Origin of the sequence: Bartonella sp. MM97QHHN (genome assembly GCF_042194285.1) — a bacterium.
Taxonomy (GTDB): domain Bacteria; phylum Pseudomonadota; class Alphaproteobacteria; order Rhizobiales; family Rhizobiaceae; genus Bartonella.
On the sequence record NZ_JBHIMS010000059.1, the window covers coordinates 1 to 4,261 of the forward strand.

The following is a 4,261-nucleotide window of genomic DNA, read 5'->3' on the forward strand; positions in this document are numbered from 1 at the left end:
TTTTCAAGCAAGAGAAACAAAACGCGGCGTAACTTACACACTGTTTGGAAAGAAAGAAATCTTACCCCATGCTTTTATCAAGGGAGGCAGTTTTCCAAAGCGTGTTGATTTAAAAATGGGAGGGAATGTGTTTCAAGAGATGACGGAGATCAATTCCCCATTGCAAAATAAGAAGGACCATCAATTGCTAAAGTGATGTCCAAGCCAGAGATTGCAAGTGCTATTGCACAATATGCCAATGAAAGATTAACCAAAAACATACAGAGACAACTTTCTCGTCAAGAATACGCTGCTAATAAGAAAGGCTAGATCNGCTATTGCACAATATGCCAATGAAAGATTAACCAAAAACATACAGAGACAACTTTCTCGTCAAGAATACGCTGCTAATAAGAAAGGCTAGATCATGTTCTCAAGCTTTATCTATATATTCCATATCCTTATGAGTTTAGGAATTACATATTCTTATTGCAACTTTAAAAACAGATTATCACTTATGCTTTGTTTTTTCATAAAAAAATCAATAAAATCAATGCAAAAGGTACTTCTCAGCGGGTTGGCTTCGTTGCGGGGCAGGCGAGCGCGAACTATCGCTAGCGATAGAATTTTCAAATTGACTGTACATTGTACACTTAACTCATTGATAAATAATGATTTCAGTGTGTGTACTGTACAATACGCGATTATTTTTAGATAAAAATTATTTTTATTCTTGACATTGTTGCGTTTATATATATTTTCGAATCAGGTGCCTGAAAACACCTTAAAACATCTAGCGGATTGATTGCCGAAATAATCGATCTTCTGTGCATTGCAAAGGCTTTGACTCATTATATGCGACAAGTGTATAATGACCTCATCGGGTGTAGTTACGCTATACAATACCCTTATGGGGAAAGCGTAACGACGGACTAGATGCCGTGTTTTCAGCACCCGATACCTTTTAAAGGTATCAATGAAAACCTCTAACATCTATGAGTTCATAATGAACACTCTTATAAAAATTACAGAAAGTGTTGCTAATAGTGCTACCACTCAGACTATGTCGAGTCGTGAAATTGCGGGGGTATGTAGTAAGAAGCATAAAAATGTTATGCGAGACATTAAACAAATATTTAGCGAGCTCAAATTTGAGCCGGCTAAGTTTTTAAGCAGTTATATTGATGAACAAGGAAAAACACGCCCTTGTTATAATTTACCCAAACGTGAATGTTTAATTCTTGTTTCTGGTTACAGCACTGCTTTACGAGCCAAAATCATTGACCGCTGGCAAGAATTAGAAAAACAGGTAGCCACACCACAAGTTGACTACTCTAAACCGGAGGCATTACTTGGTGTTTTGAATCACTTACAAAGTCAAATAGAGCAGAAAGATCATGTTATTGCAGAATTAGCACCAAAAGCAGAAGCGCTTGAAGGCTTAAAGCGTTCTGAGGGGGCTATGTGTGGCATCTTATTGTTTTTTATTCACGAGTAGTTGTTCAAGGAGCTTTTTGAGATCTTCTGAATTCATTGCCAGTAGGTGATTTAATGTAACGGTAGTGCGGACAGAATCTTCTAAACGAGCAAGAATTTCACCCGTAAGGCTACGATGATTTGCCTCAGCAAGCTCTTCCAATTGATTTTTCAGTTCAATTGGAATGAGAAATTTAAATTGCACACGATCTTTTTTTGTCATGCACCTAAAATATACCTAAAATACACTTGACACAAGGTACCTTTATGGTACTAAATATGTGCATATGGAGGTAAAATGAAAACGATCCAATATAAAATAAATATGCCACATACATTAAAGGAGTGGTTGTTTAATCGGGCGACTGAGAATGATCGCTCTCTTTCATCTGAAATAATTAACATTCTCAAAAAAGAAAAAGCGCTAGAGCATAAGTCCGCAAAAACTCTCTCTAACGCTTTACATCTAACTAACCTGAAAGAGGTCAATTACAATGAATAATAGCACATACTTACCTATCAATAAAGACAAATTAATCAAATTACGAGAAGTCGAAAACGAGCCTCGTGTTCGCGATGTGGATTTAGCAGAAAAATTAGGGTTTGTTCGTACACGTGACGTTAGAAAATTAATTACAAGAAATATGCAAGAAATAGAACGGTTTGGGAGGTGCGCCACTGTGGCGCACGTAATAAAGGGCAATAACGTAACAGAATATTGGCTTAACGAAGAGCAGGCGTTATTGATTGCGACATTATCGAATACAGAAAAATCTTCTCAAGTCCGTTATATGCTTATTAAATTATTTGTTGCATGGCGTAGGGGCGAGATAAAGCAATCCTATGTTCAATCGATTGACTACTCCAGTCCAGCAGTAATGCTTGGTGTCTTAACGCATTTAAAAGATGAAAACGAGCGGAAAGACAATATCATTGCTAAATTAGCTCCAAAAGCAGAGGCTTTGGAAGGTTTAAAACGTTCTGATGGGCTGTTCGGTTTGATAGAAGCAGCAAAGATGTTAGAGGTACGACCAAAGGATTTAACTGATTACTTGCGTAAACATGATTGGGTGTATCGGCGTGCTCCAGGAGCGCCACTGTTACCTTATCAGGACAAGATCAAGAAAGGATTTATGGATTGTCCTGCTATTACCATTCAAAGACCTGATGGTACAGAAAAAGTGCTCCCTTCAACAAAAATTACACCAAAAGGATTAGCTTGTTTGAGAGAACAAATCCATGGAGGTGTGCAATGAATACCAGTATAGACTTCTTATGTGATTTGTGGATGGCATTGTATCAGTTTTCTGATCGTGATGATGTTGAAGATAAGGCTTTTAATGCCCTCATTGAGACCATGAATGCAATAGAAGAAGCTGTGATTTTAAAACTTCAAGATGAATCGCCAAATGCACTCAGGATTTTAGCAATGATTACAAATTTTGGGTCTTTAAAACCTCCTCCGATTATGGAGCCTTTGTTGAAAGCTTATGAACCTGATTTGGAGAGCCCCATTAAAAAGGTTGCTTAAGTTCAAAAACAGAACTCTCCTCCCCGTTCTCAAAATGGGGAGGTGGTTAAGAAGGCAATAAAATTAAGGTGCGCTATACCAAGTTGATCGTCCACCACCATGACGTATCAAAAGACCTTTTTCAACTAATGATGTAAAAGTTACTTTAAGTGTATTAGGGCTTGCACCAACCTCACGCACCATATCGCGGGTTGTAACACGTCCGTGATTACGCACATAATCAAGAATATTAAGAGCCAATTCAGATAAGGAAAAAAGAGCATTTTTTTCACTCTCTATTTTTATTTCTAATTGGCGTTTTTGTTTTTGTAGAGCACGTAAAAAAAAGAGTATCCAAGGCTCCCAATTGGGTGTTTTAGTATAAATTGTTTTTTGAGTCTGATTCAGAGCTAAGTAATAGCTTTCTTTATTATTCTCAATAATGCTTTCAAGTGATGAATATGGTACATAAACATAACCTTTTTGTAACAAAAGAAGGGTGGTTAAGATACGGCTTAAACGTCCATTTCCATCTTGAAAAGGATGAATAGCTAAAAATGTTACATTAAAAATACCAATCGTAAGTAAAGGATGAAGATCCTTTAATTCATTGGTTTTATTGAACCAAGTAATAAGCTCTTGCATTCGGTATGGTGTATCAAATGGTGTAGCTGTTTCAAAAACAATGCCAACCATTTTCCCTTGAGAATTAAATGCTACTACATCATTGCGTAAAGTCTTATATTCACCTCGATGTCGTTGATCTTTCTCACTATTACACAAAAGATCACGATGAAGTTGTTTAATATGATTTTCAGTAATAGAAATATCACTCCAAGATTGAAAGATTGTTTCCATAACCTTGGCATAACCGATAACTTCTTGTTCATCACGACTCTTGAAACGTTTAATTTCTAAGTTTACCAAAAGCTGTTCGATTTCGCGGTCTGTTAACTTACTCCCTTCAATGCGTGTAGAAGATCCAATACTTTCAACAGTAGCAATATGGCGAAGGGCGTTCAATCTTTCAGGGGCAAGAGTACCAAGTGCGCGCCATGCCCCTTTGAACTCATCAATTTCAGCAATGAGAGCCAACAATTCTTGTGTAATTTGGAGTGTATCTGTTTTCATACCGGAATATATACCCGATTATACCCGATTGTCAATCATTCGTAACACCGTAAACTCTTACTTCTTATGGCAGAGAAAAAGCAAGGAGCAACTATGAATAAGAAGCATCGTAAGGGTCTATCGGTTCGTGCGTTTGCGAAGAAGATGGGTGTTTCACATAATGCG

General features: G+C 37.2%; 5 protein-coding genes and 2 pseudogenes. 5 read left to right on the forward strand and 2 right to left on the reverse strand.

Translation table 11 applies throughout. From position 1 onward, the window contains the following. Positions 1-309 (forward strand): annotated as a pseudogene (locus ACFIJW_RS02935) (hypothetical protein); the annotation flags it as partial. A gap of 676 nt (positions 310-985) precedes the next feature. Beyond that, positions 986-1,438, forward strand: a pseudogene (locus ACFIJW_RS02940) (Rha family transcriptional regulator); the annotation flags it as partial. Between the two features lie 15 nt (positions 1,439-1,453). On the opposite strand, the gene ACFIJW_RS02945 reads toward ACFIJW_RS02940, so the two are convergent. Continuing rightward, positions 1,454-1,678 carry an Arc family DNA-binding protein gene (locus tag ACFIJW_RS02945; RefSeq protein ID WP_375612370.1) on the reverse strand — a complete coding sequence of 75 codons (225 nt, stop codon included), beginning with the start codon at positions 1,676-1,678 and terminating at the stop codon, positions 1,454-1,456. A gap of 75 nt (positions 1,679-1,753) precedes the next feature. On the opposite strand from ACFIJW_RS02945, the gene ACFIJW_RS02950 reads away from it, so the two are divergent. From ACFIJW_RS02950 to ACFIJW_RS02960, 3 genes are read left to right on the forward strand one after another with little or no spacing between them, the layout of a single operon-like run. Beyond that, positions 1,754-1,957: an Arc family DNA-binding protein gene (locus ACFIJW_RS02950; protein WP_004859798.1), complete on the forward strand. Its 204-nt coding sequence runs from the start codon at positions 1,754-1,756 to the stop codon at positions 1,955-1,957. Continuing rightward, positions 1,950-2,711 (forward strand): phage antirepressor KilAC domain-containing protein, encoded by a 762-nt coding sequence (locus ACFIJW_RS02955; RefSeq protein ID WP_375633229.1) that lies wholly within the window; start codon positions 1,950-1,952, stop codon positions 2,709-2,711. Before ACFIJW_RS02950 ends, ACFIJW_RS02955 begins: the two co-directional genes overlap by 8 nt. Continuing rightward, on the forward strand, positions 2,708-2,986 hold the full coding sequence (locus ACFIJW_RS02960; RefSeq protein WP_375633230.1) for a hypothetical protein: 279 nt from the start codon (positions 2,708-2,710) through the stop codon (positions 2,984-2,986). Before ACFIJW_RS02955 ends, ACFIJW_RS02960 begins: the two co-directional genes overlap by 4 nt. A 63-nt stretch (positions 2,987-3,049) precedes the next feature. On the opposite strand, the gene ACFIJW_RS02965 is transcribed toward ACFIJW_RS02960, so the two are convergent. Then, the gene (locus tag ACFIJW_RS02965) at positions 3,050-4,096 is read right to left on the reverse strand and encodes a Fic family protein (RefSeq protein ID WP_375633231.1); all 1,047 of its coding nucleotides are present in this window, start codon (positions 4,094-4,096) and stop codon (positions 3,050-3,052) included. Between the last annotated feature and the right edge of the window lie 165 nt (positions 4,097-4,261).

Excerpts from the sequence above, each read along its gene's own strand:
- ACFIJW_RS02945 (WP_375612370.1), bottom strand. The coding sequence starts at position 1,678 with ATGACAAAAAAAGATCGTGTGCAATTTAAATTTCTCATTCCAATTGAA.
- ACFIJW_RS02950 (WP_004859798.1), top strand. The coding sequence starts at position 1,754 with ATGAAAACGATCCAATATAAAATAAATATGCCACATACATTAAAGGAG.
- ACFIJW_RS02955 (WP_375633229.1), top strand. The coding sequence starts at position 1,950 with ATGAATAATAGCACATACTTACCTATCAATAAAGACAAATTAATCAAA.
- ACFIJW_RS02960 (WP_375633230.1), top strand. The coding sequence starts at position 2,708 with ATGAATACCAGTATAGACTTCTTATGTGATTTGTGGATGGCATTGTAT.
- ACFIJW_RS02965 (WP_375633231.1), bottom strand. The coding sequence starts at position 4,096 with ATGAAAACAGATACACTCCAAATTACACAAGAATTGTTGGCTCTCATT.